This is a genomic window from Candidatus Dependentiae bacterium (genome assembly GCA_003511165.1).
Lineage (GTDB): Bacteria > Babelota > Babeliae > Babelales > UBA12411 > UBA12411.
In genome coordinates, this window is the sequence record DOJW01000004.1 from 85341 (window position 1) to 106930 (window position 21590).

Genomic DNA, 21590 nt, shown 5'->3' on the forward strand with positions numbered 1-21590 from the left:
GCTAATCCTATTAAAAATTTATTCAAAGTAACTTTTTGGAGACCAAAATGTTTATCAAAAAAAGAAGCATTTTTCACCTAATTTCGCTAGTAATGGTTTTAGGCTTATTTTCTTGCGTGAAAAAACATAAACATGAAACAACATCATTCGAATCATTAAAAACTCGTGCTGAAAACTTAATAAGTAAAAAAAAGCGCTCCGAAGCTATCGAAGTTTTGGAACAAATGATGGAAGAGTACCCAGACGCACCTAACCTAAAAGATTATAAATTAGCGTTGGCAAACATATATTTTGATAAAAAAGAGTACGAAGCCGCGTATCAATGCTACAAAAAATATTACAAAAATAATCCTTCCGATCAACTTGCAGAGTTTGCAAACTATCGAGGAATTTTATGTAAATTCCGCCAAACATATGGCGTCAACCATGACCAAACAAATGTGAAAAAAGCTCTCAAAAAAAGTGAAAAATATTTAGCTCTTTATGAAAAGTCGGAAAAATTTTCAAAAGAAATCCGCGATATCAAATTCACATGCGAAAAAATGCTAATCGACCATGAAATATTTGTTTACAACTTTTATGTAAGACGTGGAATGTACAAGTCAGCACAAGCAAGACTCGATTATCTCAAAGAAGTGCACACAAAAAAGCATAAAGATCTAGAACCTCAAATTTTGTATCTCGAGCTAAAACTTGCTCACCATGAACACAACAAAGAACTCGAGCAAGAAAAGCTTCAACAACTAAACAATCGCTTTGTAAACTCTCAGTATGTTGCAATGGCTCAAAACTTAGTTGAGAAGAAGAAAGACGAATTTATTTTCTAATGAATGATTCCAAAAAACTAGGCTTTTGCGGCGAAAACTATGTCGCCAAATTTCTTGAAAATAAAGGTTTTAAAATCTTGGAACAGAATTTTAGAACACGATTTGGAGAAATCGATATCATCGCACAAAAAGAAGATGTCGTAGCATTCATAGAAGTAAAAACCAGAAAAAATCTATATTTCCAAATCGCATCCGTCGTCACACACAGCAAACAAAAAAAGATTATCGCTACAGCAAAGCGCTACATTGTCGAAAATAACATTTATGATAAGATTTGCAGATTTGATGTAGCAACTATCATCTACAATGAAACAAAAATGGAAATAGAATATATTCCAAATGCTTTTCAAGAATCATAAAAACCTCAATAAACTTTTTTGTTCTTCAGCGCGGCCCAATCTTTAAACAACTTCAAATTTTCGTCATACATAAAATGTTTTACAATTTCAATCTTACTTTTGCCAATTGATTTCATCTGATCGTTTGAAACTGTTAATTCATTAAAACCAATAATTTGTGCATCTTTAATTTCGGTTCCAAAAATTATCTTATCAATTTTGGCCCAGTGGCAAGCGCTAAAACACATAGGGCAAGGCTCACATGTGGAATAAATACTGCATCCTGACAAATCTATAGAATTTAATTTTTTACAAGCAACGCGAATCGCATTTATCTCTGCATGCGCAGTTATATCTGTACTTTGCCAAACAATGTTATGTTCACAACTAATTATATTTTCATCTTTGACTATACATGCGCCAAAAGGTGTATTGCCCGACTTGATACCTTCGTAAGCTTTTTCGATTGCCATTTTCATGAATTTTGTATTCACATTTTTCTCTTTTTATAAATTTAAATTTTTTTAGTTTTATGAGAACAATTTTAAATTTATTTTTTAAATTATTGCAATAAAACAGTTGAGTTTATAACAATTGTAAAAATCAAAATCAAAATAAAAAGGAGATTAAATGAATAAAATTTTCAAAATTCTTATTTGCTGTTCTTTAATAGCTTTTAACTCTAAAAATTTATTATGCGCAATATGCCAAGTTGAAGCACAATACAACTCAATAAGACAAAATTATATAAAACAAAATCACCCAAATATTCCAATGATAGGTATTGCTTGCAGCGGGGGTGGAAACAGAGCAGCCATTTCAACCCTAGGATTTATTTTGGGCGCAAAGAGAATAGGCATTCTCGATACAACTAGTTATTTTACAGCGCTATCTGGATCAACATGGTCATTGTGTTATCTCCTAGCAAACAAAACGTCATCCGACATGGATTCATTGACCAAAATAAAAAATAATTTAAAACAAAATTTGCAACATTCATTTATAGATGATGACATCTTAAATGATATTTTTTCAGAAAAAATTCGCGCAATTGACACTTGGGGTAAACTTATCGCAAACCAAGTATTTCACACGAACAAAGAACTATCCAATACAAAATATTCACAACTATTACCACAAGACCCAACATCCTTTCCATTTCCTATCTGCACCGCAGCTCTCAATCTATCAAAATATACATCTATCTTTTGTTTACCTTGGTTTCACAAAAACTTTTATGAAATGGCGGATGTTTCTCCATGCTGCATCTGGAGTGATTTTTTAAACTGCGGATGTTCTATGGATAATTTAGAAAAATCACTAGAAAAAGAATTTTCGCATCCACACAATATAGACTTTTTTATGGCGCTATTTGGAAGTGCTTACAGTGTAAACCCAACAGATGTCGTTAAATTTTTAAAAGAAAAAGTTAATAGCAAAATCAAAAAAGAACAAAAAACTTTATCAACCATCTGGAAAGAGGTTGTTAACTCTGTAAACTATGGCAGCGTTATGCCTCCACTAATTCCAAACTTTGGTAAAGGACAAAATAATTATTTATCCAAAGAAGATTATTTGTTAATCAAGGACGGAGGATTTATATCTAATATACCTCTAATACCTCTTATAAGAAGATCTTGCCAAATAATTTTTATCTGCGATTCATCAGATGGTTGCACTGATGGAAAATTTACCGAACTGCAAAAAGTCGCAAGGTATTTGAAAAAAAATTATATCCAATTCACATCTTTAAAAAAGCCACAATCTTTTACAAAAAAATCTAATAATTTAAATGTTGCAACAACAATGAAAATCTTTTATGGAGAAAAAGCCTCACAACAGGTTCCATATGGAAAACCAACAATACTGTATTTTTATAACAAAGCAAAAAAAACAAACGGTGATGTATTCCAAACAACAAAATTTAAATATAAAGAAGAACAATTTGAAATCGTAGAAAAATACATGGAAGAATCATTAGTTTTATTTTCGGATGAAATTTGGAAAATAATTAATAATCCATACAAAAAAATTTAAAAAATATTTTATTTTCATCTTTTAAAACTAGTTAAAAATATTAGCTAAAGAGTATATTTTCTTGCCAATCTACAATTGACTGATATTTTTATATATATTCGAAAAAGTATTATTCTAATTTTTAGTAAAAAAGGAATGTAATGAAGACTTCTCTCAAAACTAAAATAAAACTTATTCCGCTAATTTTATCGTTATTTATTTTTAATAAAGATACTTTTGCAACTGCTCCAGCAGCAATTTATCATGATCCCGCTATCTTCCATGAAATCGCAGGTCATATACCTTACATCGAGAAATACAGCGATAAAAAAAAGGGACAGTCCCCGCATGTCGATAATAAAAAGGAACAGGTCTGTAGCATCGATATTTTGCCATATTATCAACACGCATCTGGCGCAAAAAACGGATCCGGCTCCAAAGTGCCTTGCGGCGATCGAAATGGTCGTTGGAATATGATCGGATTACTCCAAGGTTATCAAGCATCTCCAAATCACTCCTTAAATGATGGATCACATCCAACAATGTACGATGCGTTAACAAACCTTGTTCCTCCAGCAACTTCCAAAAGTTTTGTAGAACCTACTTTTACAGATACGTCTGGAAACTTGGGTTATTTTTCAATCCCACTGCAACATGAAAAATTTGGAATTCGAGGAAAACTTCAAATAAAATTCAGCAAATTCGCCTTCACAATCCGTGGAGGATTAACAAACTATAAACAAACACCAACATTTAATGATATGACCTTTAATGTTTCCGCTGACGGATCCTACAGTTCTTATGGCTATACCTATTCAGATATGATGGTAACAGATACTTATTTGATGGTTGATAGCAAGCGAAATCAAATCATGGATGAAATAGGTTTAAACATTAATAAAGTAAACAAAACAACACTAGAAGATACACATATTGAATTAAGTTATTACGACGCGTTTGGAATGGACGATGAAAATGGTCACAGTGCTGTGATAGTCAAACCATTTCTTGCTATAGGAATGTGGCTACCTTCAGGATCCAAAAAGGATCAAGACATGGCCTTTTCAATTCCAACAGGAAATGATGGATTTATGGGTTACACAGCCGAAGGCGCAATCAACTTTGACTTCCCAGAAACAATTATGGTTAGTGTTGGGGGTGGCGTAACATTCTTCGGACATAAAACTATCGGAAATTATAGAATGCCATCCGCAGGAGATACGCAAATCTCACCTAACTCTACTCAACTTGGCATTTTCCCTTGGAAAACAACTGTAAGGAAACGGCTCGGAACTGCATGGAAATTTAATACTGGTTTTTCCTCACACTATTTCCTAGATAAACTTTCGATGTATTTTAACTACATTTATTCCCGAAAAGAACAAGATACCATCCAATTAAATGAATCAGATGCTACAAAAGCTGCGGCATTTAGACCTGTTCAAGCCGAAAAAGAATCCGAATGGACTAGCCAAATGATAAACTTTGGAATGGACTATGATATAACACCGGAGCTTGCATTCGGAGGCGCAATTCAATTTCCAATTACAGGCAATAGAATATTAAGAACTCTAACCTTAATGGGCGGTTTTAGATTCTCTTTTTAAAAAAAAGACGGTTTTGGGATATTTTTTGACAAAATATAGGTTTTACCCTATAAATTAAACATTGAATTAATAAATTTTTTATAATCACTTTCCTTAGAAAGAGGTAGATTTTAATGTCAAAATCTTTTAACATCGCAATAAAAGTAGACGGAAACATCGAAAGAGCTCTCAAACAATTAAAGAAAAGAATTGAACGAGAAGGTGTAGTTCGAGATATGAAACGACAAGTTTATTTTGAACCACAAACACAAAAAAGAAGAAAACGTCTCATGAGAGCTATCAAAAATAATCTCATTAAGGCTGCGTTAAACGATTAAATCAAATGCACAATAAAAATTTGAGTGTGATAAAAAAAGAACGACGAAAATCGTTTTTTTTGCGCGAGCTTTCAAACCTTATCTTTACAATTTCACAAAATGAGCCGCTCCTAATTTCTATTAGACCTTCAAGAGTAGAGTTTTCTGAAGGAGAAGGAATGTGTTTTGTGTATTTTGAAGCACCGTCAAAAGAAGTCTTTGATAATGCTTTAAAAGTTTTAACATTATATAAACCCTCAGTGCGAAAAGCGTTATCAAAATCTAGACAATCTCGCTTCACACCAGATTTACTTTTTAAGTATGACGAGATATTGGAGAAGAGTAGAAAAATTGAAGAACTTTTAGATAAAGCAAAACAAGCAGATAGTAAATTGCAAAACGACAAATAAAATAAATAGATTTAAAATTCAAAGAAAAATATCGTGCAAAACATCTCTTTATCCAAAAAAAATTCTAAAAAAAACGCTTTAATTTCTCCACTAATACTTGAAGAAATCAAAAACGATATTATTTTCGTACTAAAAGAAGAATCGCTTGCCATCGCAAATGTTGCAAACAATTTTCCACAAGAAGCGGTAAATTTAACAGAAAAAATATTGTGCTGCAATGGACGAGTAGTTTTCAGCGGAATGGGAAAATCGGGATTGATAGGACGAAAAATAGTCGCTACATTTGCAAGTCTTGGCATTCCTTCCACTTTTATTCATCCCGCAGACGCACTGCATGGCGATCTTGGAATGTTACAATCTTCCGACCTTTTCATAGCTTTATCCAAAAGCGGTAGCGGTGTCGAACTCGAACAAGTTTTACAAGTGTTATCATCACAAGGAAATGATACAGCCCTAATCTGCTGTTCTAGCGGCTCACTTTCAAATCATTCCGGTTTAGTTGTTCAACTTCCATTTGCACGAGAAGCTTGTGAGATGAATTTAGCACCTACAAGCAGTTCTACAATTATGCTTGCATTTGGTGATGCACTTGCAGTGGCAACAAGTAAAATAAAAGGTTTTACAAAAAATGATTTCGCAAAGTTTCATCCTGGCGGATCGCTTGGCAAAAATCTTCTTCTTAAAGTTAAATCGCTCATGCATCCCGATTCAAATTTACCATTCATCGCAAAAGATGCGCCTTTTCAAAATTTTATTTTAACAATCACCAAAAAAAAGCTTGGAGTTGGGATCGTCGTTGATGATCACAAAAATCTACTTGGGATAATAACTGATGGAGATTTACGACGCGCATGCGAACTTGGAAATTTAGTTTTTGAAAAAAAAGCATTTGAAATTATGACGCCATTCCCCAAAACTATTTCTCCGGATGAGCTTGCATACGACGCTTTGATCAAAATGGAAAATATTAATATCACAAGCTTAGTTGTTGTCGAAAATCAAAAAAAAGTAATCGGATTGATTCATATTCACGATCTTCTAAAAGCTGGAATTAAAAAATAAAATGTTTTTTTTCATTTTTTTAATTTTAATTTTTCTTTGTATTGGCTCTTTTATTAACATGCTCGCATTTCGAATCGCATTTGATAAATCAATCCTCAAAGCACGTTCATTTTGCCCTAATTGTGAAAATATAATCACTTGGTATGATAATATTCCTCTAATTTCTTGGATCTTTCTTAGAGGCAAGTGTCGTAACTGCAAAAAAAATATTTCTCCGCTTTACCCTTTCATCGAAGCTTTAACAACCACAGTTTTACTTTTAGTTTTTATAAAATTTTTTGGTATTTCATTATTTTTTGAATCTTCAAATTTTGTATTTGCAATTCAATCTATAAAATCATTTTTTGCATACTCTATATTTTTTGGAGCGCTAATCGCAGCAACAAGAACAGACCTTGAAGCGCTCATTATTCCACAATGCTTCACCCTTTGGCTTGTACCTGTCGGATTTATTTTTTCATTTTTTAACTTTTTAGAAATATCTTTTTTAGAAAGTTTAATTGGAGCAACATCTGGATATTTAATTTTGTTTTTAACCGCAAAAATTTTCAAATTTTTCACAGGCAAAAATGGACTTGGAATAGGCGATGCAGAGATGCTTGCGCTTATAGGTTCATTTCTAGGAATTTTTGGAGTTTGGACTACTTTGATGATTAGTTCAACAATAGGACTCCTAATTGGCGTTTGTTATCTATTGTTTACAAAGCAAGGAAAAAATACACCAATTCCATTTGGTCCATTTCTTGCACTTGGTGCATTAATTCATTTTTTATTAGGTCAATATTTTAATTTTTTAATTTAAAAACTAAGGAAATATTTTTATGAAAAAAATATCATTATTATTTAGCTTATTTACATTAACAATCGCTAGTCAAATTCATTGCGTTGGAGATTTTTATACAATATCAGAGAATGATGGAAGCCCTACAAATCGCATGTGTTACATAAACCCTGATAATCCAAATACTTTAGTAGAATTTAAAGATTTATGTTTAGAAATATATGAATCTACTTTTTTTGAACCAACACTAAGGATTTCACGTCTCCCTCACACTAACTATACAACAGCACAAAAAATAAGTATTGATTTAGAACAATTTTTAAGCGTTGAACATGCACGCACAAACTATGGAAATTTGAACATATTAGAAGAAATTGCCTTTGTTAACAACCCAGATACCACCCCTAAATCAAGGCCAATAAACGTTACTCACCAAATTAACAATGTTGAATTAAGAAATGGTAATTCTATACTGTTAGTTACTCTTTCACCAATCGCGCAAGAAAGGGCCTCAATTTTATTAATATTTGAAAAACATCCAGTAGATCAATTTTTTTATTTAGAAAAACAAATAAACATTCTAAATGATGAAGCAACAATTCAAGGTGTAAACTTCTTAACTGATCAAAATATTTTGAGAATTGCTTGTAAGATCAGGGAACAAAGCTACCATTTTAATATTCCAATGTTTTTTCCTAAAACATTAGATCTTCAAGATATCCCATTATCAGATGATGTATAAAAAATAAAAGAAACAAAATCACAAACTAACAGAAGCCTCGGAAATTTAATAAATTTCCGAGGCTATTTTATTACTCCACCACCCAAACAAATTTCACCATCATAAAATGTTGCAAACTGACCTGATGCAATTCCTTGATCTTTTTGTGATAAAATAACTTCTGCCAAATTTGCATTAATGAAATTTAAAGAACACTGCTTTGGAATCGAGCGGTGACGCACTTTTACAAGCAAATCTTTTTTGCTTGGATTTTTTCCTTCAAACCAATTAAATTTTTCAACTTCGAAAGAAAGTCGCAAATCATCAATTTGTTCATAATGGTTTGAAACATAAATAATATTTTGAGCAGGCTCTTTTGCAACCACATACCATGGTCCCGCAGAAAGACAAATACCTTGTCTCTGCCCAATTGTGTAGAACCAATGGCCTTTATGATGACCCAGCAGTTTATTTGTACCAAATTCTAAAATATTACCCTCTTTTTCACCAAGGTGATGCGCTAGGAAATCGCGAAAATCGAATTTGCCCAAAAAACATATTCCTTGGCTATCCTTCCTTGCTTTGGTTGGCAAGTTAAATCGCTCTGCAAGAGAACGAACTTCACTTTTTTCAAGATGACCTATGGGAAAAATCGCTTTGGATAGTTGAGTTTGAGATAAATTACATAAAAAATATGTTTGATCTTTAATTTGATCAGGCGATCGCTTTAGAAAATATTTTCCATCAATTTCTTCGATTTGTGCGTAATGCCCAGTTGCGACTTTGTCAAAATCTTTACCGATTTTGTCGTAGAAAATACCAAACTTAATATGCTGATTACACAAAACATCAGGATTTGGAGTTCTACCAGCAGCAACTTCTGCTATAGTATAAGCAACGACTTTTTCATGGTATTCTTTTTGCATAGAAACAACTTGCAATGGAACGTTTAACATTTGGCAAAGATCAGTAACATACTGTAAATCTTCTTCCCAAGGACAACTTCCAAGATATGAAAGCTCATCCTCAAGCCAAATCTTTAAATAAAATGCGGTTAAGTCATGTCCTTGATCTTTTAAAAGCTTTAAGACAACGGAACTATCGACCCCACCGGAAACAAGAACTGCAATTTTCATTTTTATAACTTTTTTAAATTTGTAGCAAAACATAGAAACAACGATTTTATAGTGTAATCTAAATGAAAATATTTTAAAAATGCCGCAAATTAATTTGACACGTATAAAAATTGACTATACTCTGACATTACTTTCGAAATTAATACGTCGCGGGGTAGAGCAGCCTGGTAGCTCGTTGGGCTCATAACCCAAAGGTCGCTGGTTCAAATCCAGCCCCCGCAACCAAATTTCTCTAAAAAAATCCTTCACTTTCTTAAAATCAAACCCCAAAATCAATTATTCACCGCGATTCATTTCTCAAAAATTTCGAAAAAATCAAAGAAAATCAGCAAAATCTGTTCTAATAAATTTAAAATAACGCGAACTTGATAATTAAATATTTTTTAGTGATGCAGCAAAATGTCCTATTTTGTCATCCTTGCGAAAGCTAGGATCCATCAGCGAATTTCAAAATAAAATAGAGTATATAAAGTGTTAAAATAATTTATGAAAGTAAATTAATTCATTATTAGCTTATCAAAATAAGTTGGGAAAGTATGGATCCTAGCTTTCGCAAGGATGACGAAAAAGGGTATAAATTCACCGCTTTTTAATGTTTTTTAATTATCGAACTCACGTTAAAATACATCAAAAACACCCAATTTCGGCACCCCCCCTGTTGCAATTATAATTTATTAAGCTATGATTGTTTATACTATAAATTCAATTAGCGTATAAATATAAAGAAATGGAGTTATTTATGAAAAATATGTCAAAAATCGTTAAATTCGCATTGCTTGGATCTGTTTTGATTGCAACTTTTAGTAAGGCAATCACAATTACATTTACAAAAGTTGGTCCTGATAGACATCTTGTAAGGGAACAACATACAATTGATGATCGTTATAAACCATTCTTTTATTTTGATGAAGCTCCCTTCTCTTTCGAACAATTTTCAAAAGCTACTTTTATTTTAGATACACTAATTCAAATTGAAGAAGCAAAAAAAGAATTACACATCTTCGAAAACATGCTGCAACACGCAACTTCTTTGATAGCAATTGATCGCGCGCAAATCAAAAGGAAAAATGACGCAGAAAAAGGAATTAAAACAAAAAATGAACAAATACAAACCTTACAAAATCAAATAAAAGGAGATATTTCAAGACGATCTCCAGATGATTTAAAAGATCTCAGGTTAATTACTCAAGCTTTGAAACTTAAGAACCTCGAGGAATTTACAGCTCAACATTTTATTCAGAACAAATCAATTTCTATAAAAACTTCTGATGATCAGATCATTACATTAAAGTTAGAACTTTTAACATGTTCTAAAATGATTAACAGTATGTTAGATGCTTCTAATTTGACAATAAACTCTGACCCTATTCTTCTACCTGAAATAACATCTGAGCAATGGAGACTAATTGAACTTTTATTACCAAACGTCAAAATAATAAATGATCCTGAATCTACAAAAGAAGAAATAGAAACTGCCCGAACAGAACTAACTGCAAAAATTATGAGCTATTCATTACAGCAACAAAGGCAACTTTTACTTGCTGTTAACTTCTTAGATATTCCACAAATACTTAATGAAACAATTAAACAAATAAGTAACTCTACAGAATTAATTGAAAGTTTTAGACAAAATCCCGAATCTTTTATTGAATCTGAAGAATTCAATACTGCAACAAATTTTTTACCACATGATTTATTGAAGCAACTTACAAAAAATTCTAATTTTTGCTGCTTCCTTAACGATTTAGAAATAGCGGGACATACTATCAAATGTGTTAAATTTAATAACGGTGTAATTGTTGCTCAATTAGAAGATAATACTTACAGATATTGGACTATTAATCCTGACAATAGCCTACAACCTCTAGAAATAGCGGGACATACTATTATAGAAGCTACATCTTCTAACGGTGTAATTGTTGCTACATTAAACGATAATACTTACAGAATTTTGACTATTAATCCTGACAATAGCCTACAACCTTTAGAAATAGCAGGACATACTATTGAATTTGCTTCAGCTTCTAACGGTGTAATTTTTACTAGATTAGAAGATAATACTTACAAAATTTTGACTATTAATCCTGACAAGAGTTTATCTAGTCCTCAACCTTTAGAAATAGAGGGACATACTATTCAATATGCTTCAGCTTCTAACGGTCTAATTATTGCTAAATTAGAAGATAATACTTACAAAATTTTGACTATAAATCCTAACAAGAGTTTATCTAGTCCTCAACCTTTAGAAATAGAGGGACATACTATTAGAAAAGCTACATCTACTAACGGTGTAATTGTTGCTAAATTAGAAGATAATACCTATAGATATTGGACTATAAATACTGACAATAGTTTATCTAGTCCTCAACCTTTAGAAATAGAGGGACATACTATTCAATATGCTTCAGCTGAAAATGGTGTAATTGTTGCTAAATTAGACGATAATACTGACAGAGTTTGGGTTATAAATCCTGACAATGACCTACAACCTTTAGAAATAGCGGGACATACTTTTCTATATGCTAATATTTATGACGGTGTAATGACGGTTCGATTAGAAGATAATGCTAACAGAGTTTGGGTTATAAATCCTGACAAAAGCCTACAACCTCTAGAAATAGCGGGACATACTATTATAGATGCTTCAGCTTCTAACGGTGTAATTGTTGCTACATTAGACGATTTTACTTACAGAATTTTGACTATTAATCCTGACAATAGCCTACAACCTTTAGAAATAGCGGGACATACTATTACAAAAGCTTCAGCTTCTAACGGTGTAATTACTGCTAAATTAGAAGATAATACTTACAAAATTTTGACTATAAATCCTGACAAGAGTTTATCTAGTCCTCAACCTTTAGAAATAGCAGGACATACTATTACAAAAGCTTCAGCTTCTAACGGTGTAATTTTTACTAGATTAGAAGATAATACTTACAGAGTTTTTATACCTAAAAGAATAACCCTCCAACAAGCACTATTTATTAATGCTTGCAAAGAACGACCTATAAATTTAGATTCTGAACCAAAATTTAAAAGTATTTTTGACTCTCTTCCGGCAGAGTTAAAACAAAAACTTAAAGCAGAAGGCTTTGTTTCTGAATCAATTCCTGGACAAATTTCTAGATCAATCGAAATTTCAGGCGAATAAGCAGTTAGAGATTTAAATAGAACTCGATCTTTATTCGCAAGATAAATAGGTCACAAAACTAACAGTAAAAAGGGGCGATTTAAACATCGCCCCTTTTTACTGTTTACATCTACCAAAAATTAATCTAAAGTTTTCTCTATAAATTTGTGCGGGAATAGCTCAGTGGTAGAGCATTGCCTTCCCAAGGCAAGGGCCGCGGGTTCAACCCCCGTTTCCCGCTCCAAAATTTTGTTTGACAACCGGATCTTTTAAAGATAAATTTGGGACATCTTCTTTGAATTTTTATGCGGGAATAGCTCAGTGGTAGAGCATTGCCTTGCCAAGGCAAGGGTCGCGGGTTCAAATCCCGTTTCCCGCTCCAAAATTTTACTTAATTTTCCCTGTTGTAATCGAAAAGTAATTCTGGTACATTTTTTAGAGAAAAGTAAATTCATTTTTCTTATTTTTTACCTATTTTTTTATATTTTCATTTACTTTTCGAGCCTGTTTTTGTTTTTTATTAATTTATGATTTTTAAATAACTTATTTTTTAACTTTTATTATTTAAAAATATTTTTAACCCTCAAATTTGAATTTGACCAAAGGATTTAACAAATGAAATCGATTCTACAAGAAGATTCTTCAATAGCTAAAGCGGTTGCCAAAGCATGGCAAAAAGCTGGAGAGCCAAAAGAATTTAATGTCAAAGTTTTTAGCAAAGAAGAAAAAAATTTCTTCGGATTTGTAAAAAAAATGGCTGTCGTCTCTCTATCATATGACTTCAACGTATTTTCTAAATCTACAAATAAATCACAACCCAAAGCTTACATCAATACAGATAAGTCAAGCGTACTGCCAGGTAATGCACAAAAGTTTAAAGATAATAAACCAGTGCCAGCTCAGGCACCTTACAAAAAACAACAATATCAAGGTGAAGAAAAACAAAATTCAAACTCATCACAAAATGATTCCGCAGCATTTGCTTATGGCAAATGGAATAACGATTTAGTAAAAGACGTAAATAATTGGATAACCGAGTTGGTCAATCTAATGAATCTCAAATCAACATTTACGGTTTCTGTAAATCAACATTTATTAAAAATCATTTTTGACAAACCTGTAATAGAAAATGTAAATAACGAACGTTTACTTTTTTCCGGATTTGCATTTTTGTTAATGCAATTTTTAAAAAGAAAATACAAACGCAAATTTGGCGGTCACAGACTTGCCATAACATCTATTAGAAGTTAGGGATAATGAGTTTTTTGACAAAAGATGAAGAACCAATAGTTGCACTTTGCTCCCCAGTCGGAGCAGGCGCATTAGCTATTATCCGTTTAAGCGGAAATGGTGTGGTTGAAATCGTAGATAAAATTTCAAAATTGCAAAACAATAAACTTTTATCTAATCAAAAAACTCATACAATCCATTTCGGCAAAATATTCGATCACACATCAAACAGTATCATCGATGATGTTCTATTCTTTTTGATGAAAGCCCCAAAAACATTTACTGGACAAGATTGTATAGAAATAAGCTGTCATAACAATCCTTTCATCATTAAAAAAATAATTGAACTATGCATTTCAAATGGTGCACGCGCAGCAGAAAATGGCGAATTTTCCAAAAGAGCATTTTTAAATGGTAAAATAGATTTGATCCAAGCTGAATCTATAAACGAACTTATAGCTGCACAAAATGAAGTCGTTTTAAAAAAATCGCTTGAACAATTAAAAGGCTCCCTTTCATCTTTTATCAAAGAAATTGAAGAAGAAATAACAAAATTACTTGCACTTGTAGAAGCTAGTTTTGAATTTCTGGATGAAGAACAACGTGATGTCCAATTTGATCAAATAATAAAAAATCAATTTGATTTAATTTTTAAAAAATTAGAAAAAATAAAAGAAAATTATTCTCATTCATTGCAAATAAAAGAAGGCTTGCGCATATCACTTCTCGGAAGCGTGAATGTAGGTAAGTCTACTTTGTTCAATGCATTGATCAAAAAAGAAAGATCAATCGTTACTGATGTTGCAGGAACAACTCGTGACAGCGTCGAAGCGGGAGTATGCAAAGATGGAAATTTTTGGACATTTATAGATACAGCGGGTTTGCGCAAAACGGAAAACTTGATTGAGCAACAAGGAATAGAACGATCTTTGCAAGAAGCATGCAGTGCAGATATTTTGCTTTTGATTATTTCTGCTGTAGATAAACTTTCGCAAGAGCAGATAGAATCATACAAAGAAGCTTTAGAAAAATATCGCGAAAAAATAATTTTGGTATTAAATAAAATCGATTTACAACAAAATTCTGCAAAACAAATTATTTCCATACTTAATGTTAATATCGACCCTATCAAAGTATCCGCAATCACAAACGCAGGCATAAAAGAACTTGAAAATAAAATACAAGAAAAAATTAACATCATATTTAAACAATTCAATTCACCATATCTCCTTAACAAGCGTCATTTTGAAACATTAACAAATATCGAAAACAAACTAAAAGAAACTTTCGTTAATATCTTTGAAAAATACGAAGGATACGAAATAGCAGCCATGAATTTAAAAGATATTTTGGAAACATTATCACAACTAACAGGCAAAAATATAAACGAACAAACATTAGATTCTGTATTCAAAAATTTCTGCATCGGTAAATGAAGCGTGTATCACGCGTAATTCTTCGAAGCCAACCCTACTTCGCTCTCATGGAGCTACGAAGGGTTCTACTCGCCATGCATCACCAATCTAAAAGCCTTGAGGTTTTCTGGCGGAGTAGAATAATTCGAATTGAAAAAAAGCAAACCACAACGTTGAATAAATTTTCTCTTTGAAAAAACAACTTTAAATTTGACCAATCTCATACTTTGAGTACTCTATAAGAGCTCGCCTCTATAAAAGTAAAAAGTTACAAGTTCAAAAAAGAAGTTTTTTTATCCGAGCAATTCTAAAAAATTATTCTATATAAATCAAAAATTTTATTTTAGTCATATTTACTTATTTAATTTAATACAACTTCAGTTAAATTATCTTATAAGATCGGACTCAGATATTGAAATTGCGCCCTCTTCTTTTACCTTTATTTTAAATCTTAAAACACCAAAACAAAAATATATTGAATTTTTATATTTTTAACTTATAATTTTTCTTGATGAACGGTTATAATATTTTAAGTATTAAACTAAATAAATCTTAAAAATTTTAGAAAGGGGTCTATAAAATGGCAAAAAAAATAAGTCCTTTATACGACAGAGTTTTGGTTCAAAGAATCGAAGATGAAGAAACAACTTCAAGTGGCATCATAATCCCAGATACAGCAAAAGAAAAAACACAAATCGCAGAAGTAAAAGCAATCGGAAATGGCAAAATAACAAACGACGGTTCAATTAAGGCTCTGACAGTCAAAGTTGGCGATAAAATCATTTTTGGAAAATATTCTGGCACAGAAATCAAATTAGAAGGTCAAGAATATCTAATACTTAAAGAAGAAGAAATTTTAGGTATTGTAAGTTAATTTTTTCAAAATAATTTTTAGGAGAAAAATATGGCAAAACAAATTTTATTCGGTGACGAAGCAAGATCCAAAATTTTAATCGGCGTAAATACTCTCGGAGACGCTGTAAAAGTCACGCTCGGACCCAAGGGTCGTAACGTTGCTATCGAAAAATCATTCGGCTCTCCAATAATCACCAAAGACGGTGTAACAGTTGCAAAAGAGATCGAACTAAAAGATAAATTTGAAAATATCGGCGCACAAGCAGTAAGAGAAGTTGCTTCAAAAACAGCTGATATCGCAGGAGACGGAACAACAACAGCAACCGTACTCACACAAGCAATTTATCGAGAAGGTCTAAAAAGCGTTGTAACAGGCGCAAGCGCAATCGAAATCAAAAGAGGAATCGATAAAGCTGTTGAAATTGTTATCGAAGAAATCAAAAGAATTGCAAAACCTATCAAAAGCAAAACTGAAATCGCGCAAGTTGCAACCATTTCAGCAAATTCTGATACATCTATTGGTAACCTAATCGCAGACGCTATGGAAAAAGTAGGTCGCGATGGAGTTATAACGGTTGAAGAAGCTAAAGGAATGGAAAGCGAACTTGAAACTGTAGAAGGTATGCAATTTGATAGAGGTTACTTATCTCCATATTTTGTAACTGATGCAGAAAAAATGGAATCTGTTCTTGATAATCCTGCTATTTTAATTTGCGATAAAAAAGTAACAAGCATGAAAGATTTGCTTCCGATACTTGAACAAATCGCAAAGCAGGGTGCATCACTATTTATCATAGCAGAAGACATTGAAGGCGAAGCACTTGCAACATTAGTTGTAAACAAAATGCGCGGCACCATCAAAGTCTCAGCAATCAAAGCTCCAGAATTTGGTGATAGACGAAAAGCTATGCTTCAAGATATTTCTATCCTAACAGGTGGAAAAGTTGTATCAGAAGAGCTTGGCGTAAAACTTGAAAATGTTACATTCAGCGATCTTGGTTCCGCTAAAAAAGTAATCATTACAAAAGACAACTGCACAATCGTTGATGGAAAAGGCGCTCAAAAAGAAATCGCCGCACGAGTTGCACAAATCAAAGCAGAAATTGAAAAATCTACATCTGATTATGACAAAGAAAAATTACAAACAAGACTTGCAAAAATTTCTGGCGGAGTTGCTATCATCAAAGTTGGCGCAGCAACAGAAACAGAAATGAAAGAAAAAAAAGATAGAGTCGAAGATGCATTGCACGCAACTCGAGCAGCTGTCGAAGAAGGAATAGTACCTGGTGGCGGAGTTGCTCTCCTTCGTGCGCAAAAATCTCTCGAAAATCTCAAAAACTTAAGCGATGAACAAAAAGCAGGTATCAGAATTGTTACAAGAGCTCTTGAAGAACCGCTTAGAATAATTGTATCCAACGCAGGTGCAGAACCATCTGTCATCGTGGACAAAATAAAAAACAATCCTGATATGAATTTTGGATTTGATGCTAGGACAGAACAGTTCGTAGATATGATCAAAAACGGAATTGTAGATCCTGCAAAAGTTTCAAGATCTGCTCTACAACACGCAGCATCAATTGCTGGATTGTTATTAACAACAGAAACAATCATCTGTGACATTCCCGAAGATAAACCAGCTATGAATCCAGGTGCAATGGGTGGAATGCCTGGTGGAATGTATTAATTTGATTAATTTAAAATATTAATATAAAAAATAGCAGTAGAATTTCTACTGCTATTTTTATTTAGAGTACAAAAATTTTTTAACTAAACGAGTTTAATTAGTGATCCTTGCTTTTTGCGTTCTTCAAATTCCCAAGCAACTAATGGATTTATCAAATCGTCAAGATCACCCTCAATTACAACATCTAATTTTTTCAAAGTTAAATCGATTCGATGATCGGTGATTCTATTTTGAGGAAAATTGTAAGTACGAATTTTTTCGCTTCGCTCACCTGTTCCTATCATAGTTTTACGTTGCACACTAAGTTCTGATTGTTTTTTTTGTTTTTCAAAATCATAAAGTCGCGCTTGTAAAATTTTCATTCCCTTAGCACGATTTTTGATTTGTGAACGCTCATCCTGACAACTTACAACAACACCAGATGGAATATGAGTAATACGAACAGCTGAATCTGTGGTATTAACATGCTGACCTCCAGCACCGCTGGATCTAAAAACATCTATTCTTAAATCTTTTGGATCGATGCTAACATCAACTTCCTCAACTTCAGGTAAAACTGCAACAGTAACTGTCGACGTATGGATTCTTCCTGCAGTTTCAGTCCGAGGAACGCGCTGAACACGATGGACACCGGCTTCAAATTTCAAATATTTATAAACATTTTTGCCCTTGATATAAATAATTATTTCTTTGAAACCACCAAGATCGGTAGTACTGCTATCAGCGATAGAAACGTCCCATCTTTTGGTTAATGCATAATTGGAGTACATTTTAAAAAGATCTGATGCGAACAATGCAGCTTCTTGACCACCAGCACCCGCGCGAATTTCGATAAATACTGATGCAGAATCTTTTTCATCTGCTGGATAAAGTAAATCTTCAAGCTCTGACTGTAACAATGAAATAGTTTTTTCTTTTTGAATTATCTCTTCTTTATACATAGTTAGAAGGTCTACATCTGAGGAGATAGTGTCTAAATCTTTTTTGAGATCATTTAGAGATTGTTCGATATGAACTAATTGACCGTGTTTTTCAATGGCTGTAGAAAATAAACTGGATAACTTTTGAAGTCTACCTCTCTCTTTATTATCTAAACTTGAAGAAGACAGTTTTTGGAGAATTTCTTCATATTCTTTTTTGATCTGTTCCCAATTCATAATCTCTCAAATTAAAAAAGCGGAACAAATCAAAAACATTTGAAAATGTTCCGCTAAAACTTATTAATTTATTTTTTAGTTTTTTTGTTATAACGATTTTGGAATTTTTCAATTCTTCCAGCTTCGTCGATAAACTTTTGAGTTCCTGTGCAGAATGGGTGGCAGCTTGAGCAAATATCAACTCTGATAGATTCTTTTGTAGAATATGTTTCAAAAGCGTTGCCACAAACACATTGTGCTAAAACTTTATGAGTTGTTGGGTGAATATCTTTTTTCATGCAAAACCTCACTTAATACCGTTTACTTTATATTTATTTTTTAATTCTTCGATGATCTTAACTGGATATGCATCAACGTTTCTGTGTAAAGCAAGATAATAAGATGCAAAATCAGCCCACAAAATTATGTAAAATAATTGTTCCTCCCAAGTATCCCCCAAAATCTGCGGTTTGTAAAGGGAGATTCCCTTGTCCTTTAGTAGCTCAACTGTTGAAATTAAAGCTATTTCAAGATTGCCAGGTAAAAATTCAGTGGAAAACATCAAAATTTTAGGTTTTTTCTCAAATTTTGAAAACCCAACAACCAAATTGTGTGTCAACTCTGGAAAAGATAAAGCAATAGCCTGAACTTTGCTATTTTCATTAAATTGAGTTTGGGCTCTATATGCAGCCGATTCACAGTCCCCTTCTAAACCCCAAATTTGTAAAAAGTCATCACTTCCAACATAATTTAAAAAATCTTCAAAACATGATTTATTATCAAATTTAGGAGTATAAATCTGTGCTATTTTCTCAAATGCCACAACTGCTTGTTTGCCACCATCAAGCAAACCCATCAAATCGAATAACCCTAACAAAATACCTAAAAAATTACCTAAAGCTGATCGAGGGGTTTTACTTTGAGGTAAAAGAATAAACGGTAAATTTTTATTTTCGGCAATTTCTGCCACCTTACCGCCATTAGCAAGAACTATTGTAGGCACAAATTTATTTACTAACGAGTTTAAAACCCCTACCGTTTCCCAAGTATTTCCAGAATAAGAAATAACTATCGCCAATGTCTCGCTATCAACAAAATTTGGTAAAACTGAAGAATTAATCGCAAATGTTGGAATTTTACTTTTTTTATCAAAAAAGGATTTTAAAATTCGACCAGCAATTCCTGACCCGCCCATTCCACAAAAAACTATTTTATTAATTTTCTTGGGCAATTTTGTAGAATTAGCAAAATGAAAATTATGAGCTATATCAAGCCCTTCTTTTAACTTTTTGGGCCAAAGTTTTATCTCTTCTACCATGATCTTCTCCTCTTAAAAAATAGAAATATCAAAGCCAAAATTTTACAAACTTTAACAAAGAATCTTTAAAAAACAAAGTTTTATTTTTTTCATTACTTGTGATAAAAATTTATAATTATTTTTAATTAAATTGACTATTGGTAAATTAAAGATATAAAATAATTATATTATGTTTAATCAAATAAAGGGATAAATATGTTTAATTTTAAAAGATTATATTTAAAAATTCTTATAACCTTTTTTGCATTTTTTAGTATTAATTCGGTGCAAGTATCAGCACAAACAATTAATCACATTTTTGTAAACGTAGAAAATGAAATCAAAAGCGAATTTGGACAAGATTATCAATTTCCTCAAACCTATTTAGGGTTAAAAGAAAAAATGGCTTCAGCATCACAAGAAATAATCGCAAAACTGGTGCAAAATTCCCTTACAAAAAATTTGATTAAAGACATAGCCAGAATAAAAAATTTAAATTGGTGCGACTGCCCAAATGCAACATCTCCAGTAAGAATATTATTTGTGGAAGAAATTTTAGAACAAATAACAACTCATTTCAGACCAAATGAAAGTTTAGTTTTAACAATATGTTCGCTTGCATCGGGAGAATTATTACTCGAATATTTGATAGTCGCAACATTAATAAAAATGGGCTACATAAAATTAAACATCATTGTTATTGATCCAAGCTACAAAATAAACCCTGCTGTAGAAGCCATACTTGGTCCAGCAACTAATTATGTAACTAATTTCCAGCAACAAATTCAACAATTAACAGTGTCTATACCCAATTATGAACAAAATAATATTACAATTTCAAAATTCGCAAATGCAAACGAATATATTTTACACTTGAAAAAAATCTCCCCTAAGCATCCCAATATTTTAATATTGGCAGATGAGCCAGTACAACATACAGAATTTGTAACAAGAAAAAAAATTATGAACCATGATTATTTCATTAATTTATCCATTTTTAAAAATCCTGGAATAAATGGTTCCAATGGAGAAAAATTTAATAATTATGTCACTAAAATAGCTGGAAGAAAATTTAAAGATATACCAGAGTATCCTTCGTATAAATTGATAGACTTTGTAATTGTAACAACACCTGCGGAAATCCATTGTTATACCAAAACCTTTAATCAAAATGTTCCAAATAATCCAATTATTCAAAATCAAATAAAATTAATTGTAAATGACATGCACAATTTTTGTAAAAATTTTAGGTTAGATGTAAATCAAATAGATTTAGCGTTAGAAGTAAAAAAATATATGAAACATTTAGATTTTAAATTAGATAAATTAAAAACAAAAAATTTTGGAATTTTTTATCAAACCGATCGAATTAGATATCCTTTGGTTTATTCCAAGAAGATTACTTCTTACTTCAATATTTATGCTGTTCTGACCTACTATTTTCCAAAAGTAAATTTCGACTTCCAAGCGTTAGCTAGAACAACAAAGCCCGCTCAAATATTTTACTTAGGGGGAAATAAAATAAAATCTTTCATAAACCCTTCAGAAGAAACCCTAAGTAAACTAGCCATATTCATAGAGGATGATTTTTTTAAAAATGGAGAATAAAAAAGTTAAAGTAAGAAGCTTCTAAATGGTTTAAAGAA

The 21590-nt window shown here is 32.1% G+C and carries 20 protein-coding genes and 3 tRNA genes; 18 read left to right on the forward strand and 5 right to left on the reverse strand.

Features of this window, described 5'->3' with window-relative positions:
- Positions 1-47: 47 nt before the first annotated feature.
- Both DEA20_02155 and DEA20_02160 read left to right on the forward strand, forming a co-directional pair.
- Complete coding sequence (locus tag DEA20_02155) at positions 48-827, forward strand: hypothetical protein (GenBank protein ID HBS47983.1); 780 nt, start codon at positions 48-50, stop codon at positions 825-827.
- Positions 827-1186, forward strand: a complete 360-nt coding sequence (locus DEA20_02160) for a YraN family protein (protein HBS47984.1) — start codon at positions 827-829, stop codon at positions 1184-1186. Before DEA20_02155 ends, DEA20_02160 begins: the two co-directional genes overlap by 1 nt.
- Before the next feature lie 5 nt (positions 1187-1191).
- Here the strand turns inward: DEA20_02160 and DEA20_02165 are convergent, their stop codons facing one another.
- The gene (locus DEA20_02165; protein ID HBS47985.1) at positions 1192-1644 is read right to left on the reverse strand and encodes a nucleoside deaminase; all 453 of its coding nucleotides are present in this window, start codon (positions 1642-1644) and stop codon (positions 1192-1194) included.
- A 151-nt stretch (positions 1645-1795) separates the two neighbouring features.
- On the opposite strand from DEA20_02165, the gene DEA20_02170 reads away from it, so the two are divergent.
- The 7 genes from DEA20_02170 (at position 1796) to DEA20_02200 (ending at position 8079) form a co-directional block, all read left to right on the forward strand.
- Entirely contained in the window at positions 1796-3202 is a 1407-nt protein-coding gene (locus DEA20_02170; GenBank protein ID HBS47986.1) for a hypothetical protein, read from the forward strand.
- A 140-nt stretch (positions 3203-3342) separates the two neighbouring features.
- Positions 3343-4788: a hypothetical protein gene (locus DEA20_02175; GenBank protein HBS47987.1), complete on the forward strand. Its 1446-nt coding sequence runs from the start codon at positions 3343-3345 to the stop codon at positions 4786-4788.
- A gap of 113 nt (positions 4789-4901) precedes the next feature.
- The gene (gene rpsU, locus DEA20_02180; GenBank protein ID HBS47988.1) at positions 4902-5105 is read left to right on the forward strand and encodes a 30S ribosomal protein S21; all 204 of its coding nucleotides are present in this window, start codon (positions 4902-4904) and stop codon (positions 5103-5105) included.
- A 5-nt stretch (positions 5106-5110) separates the two neighbouring features.
- Positions 5111-5494, forward strand: a complete 384-nt coding sequence (locus tag DEA20_02185) for a hypothetical protein (protein ID HBS47989.1) — start codon at positions 5111-5113, stop codon at positions 5492-5494.
- A gap of 33 nt (positions 5495-5527) precedes the next feature.
- On the forward strand, positions 5528-6556 hold the full coding sequence (locus tag DEA20_02190) for a D-arabinose 5-phosphate isomerase (protein ID HBS47990.1): 1029 nt from the start codon (positions 5528-5530) through the stop codon (positions 6554-6556).
- 1 nt (position 6557) lies between these two features.
- Positions 6558-7358 (forward strand): hypothetical protein, encoded by an 801-nt coding sequence (locus DEA20_02195; GenBank protein ID HBS47991.1) that lies wholly within the window; start codon positions 6558-6560, stop codon positions 7356-7358.
- 19 nt (positions 7359-7377) lie between these two features.
- A complete protein-coding gene (locus DEA20_02200) occupies positions 7378-8079 on the forward strand; it encodes a hypothetical protein (protein ID HBS47992.1) in 702 nt (233 codons plus the stop codon).
- Between the two features lie 62 nt (positions 8080-8141).
- Here the strand turns inward: DEA20_02200 and mnmA are convergent, their stop codons facing one another.
- Positions 8142-9194 (reverse strand): tRNA 2-thiouridine(34) synthase MnmA, encoded by a 1053-nt coding sequence (gene mnmA, locus DEA20_02205; protein ID HBS47993.1) that lies wholly within the window; start codon positions 9192-9194, stop codon positions 8142-8144.
- Between the two features lie 148 nt (positions 9195-9342).
- Between mnmA and DEA20_02210 the strand changes: the two genes are divergently transcribed.
- From DEA20_02210 to groL, 8 genes are all read left to right on the forward strand, one after another.
- Positions 9343-9419, forward strand: a tRNA-Met gene (locus DEA20_02210).
- Positions 9420-9933: 514 nt separating this feature from the next.
- Positions 9934-12348: a hypothetical protein gene (locus tag DEA20_02215; GenBank protein HBS47994.1), complete on the forward strand. Its 2415-nt coding sequence runs from the start codon at positions 9934-9936 to the stop codon at positions 12346-12348.
- Positions 12349-12496: 148 nt separating this feature from the next.
- Positions 12497-12571, forward strand: a tRNA-Gly gene (locus DEA20_02220).
- Positions 12572-12634: 63 nt separating this feature from the next.
- Positions 12635-12709: transfer RNA gene (locus DEA20_02225), tRNA-Gly, on the forward strand.
- Positions 12710-12942: 233 nt separating this feature from the next.
- Positions 12943-13578 carry a hypothetical protein gene (locus DEA20_02230; protein HBS47995.1) on the forward strand — a complete coding sequence of 212 codons (636 nt, stop codon included), beginning with the start codon at positions 12943-12945 and terminating at the stop codon, positions 13576-13578.
- Positions 13579-13583: 5 nt separating this feature from the next.
- Positions 13584-14993, forward strand: a complete 1410-nt coding sequence (gene trmE, locus DEA20_02235; protein HBS47996.1) for a tRNA uridine-5-carboxymethylaminomethyl(34) synthesis GTPase MnmE — start codon at positions 13584-13586, stop codon at positions 14991-14993.
- Between the two features lie 559 nt (positions 14994-15552).
- Positions 15553-15846, forward strand: coding sequence for a co-chaperone GroES (locus DEA20_02240; GenBank protein ID HBS47997.1), 294 nt, complete (start codon positions 15553-15555; stop codon positions 15844-15846).
- 30 nt (positions 15847-15876) lie between these two features.
- On the forward strand, positions 15877-17511 hold the full coding sequence (gene groL, locus DEA20_02245) for a chaperonin GroEL (protein HBS47998.1): 1635 nt from the start codon (positions 15877-15879) through the stop codon (positions 17509-17511).
- An 83-nt stretch (positions 17512-17594) separates the two neighbouring features.
- Here groL and DEA20_02250 read toward each other — a convergent pair whose 3' ends face one another.
- From DEA20_02250 to DEA20_02260, 3 genes are all read right to left on the reverse strand, one after another.
- Positions 17595-18668, reverse strand: a complete 1074-nt coding sequence (locus DEA20_02250; GenBank protein HBS47999.1) for a peptide chain release factor 1 — start codon at positions 18666-18668, stop codon at positions 17595-17597.
- Positions 18669-18736: 68 nt separating this feature from the next.
- Positions 18737-18946 (reverse strand): 50S ribosomal protein L31, encoded by a 210-nt coding sequence (locus DEA20_02255; GenBank protein HBS48000.1) that lies wholly within the window; start codon positions 18944-18946, stop codon positions 18737-18739.
- 8 nt (positions 18947-18954) lie between these two features.
- A complete protein-coding gene (locus DEA20_02260; protein HBS48001.1) occupies positions 18955-19965 on the reverse strand; it encodes a hypothetical protein in 1011 nt (336 codons plus the stop codon).
- Between the two features lie 195 nt (positions 19966-20160).
- Here DEA20_02260 and DEA20_02265 point away from each other — a divergent pair, with 195 nt between their 5' ends.
- Positions 20161-21552, forward strand: coding sequence for a hypothetical protein (locus DEA20_02265; protein HBS48002.1), 1392 nt, complete (start codon positions 20161-20163; stop codon positions 21550-21552).
- The last annotated feature ends 38 nt before the right edge of the window (positions 21553-21590 follow it).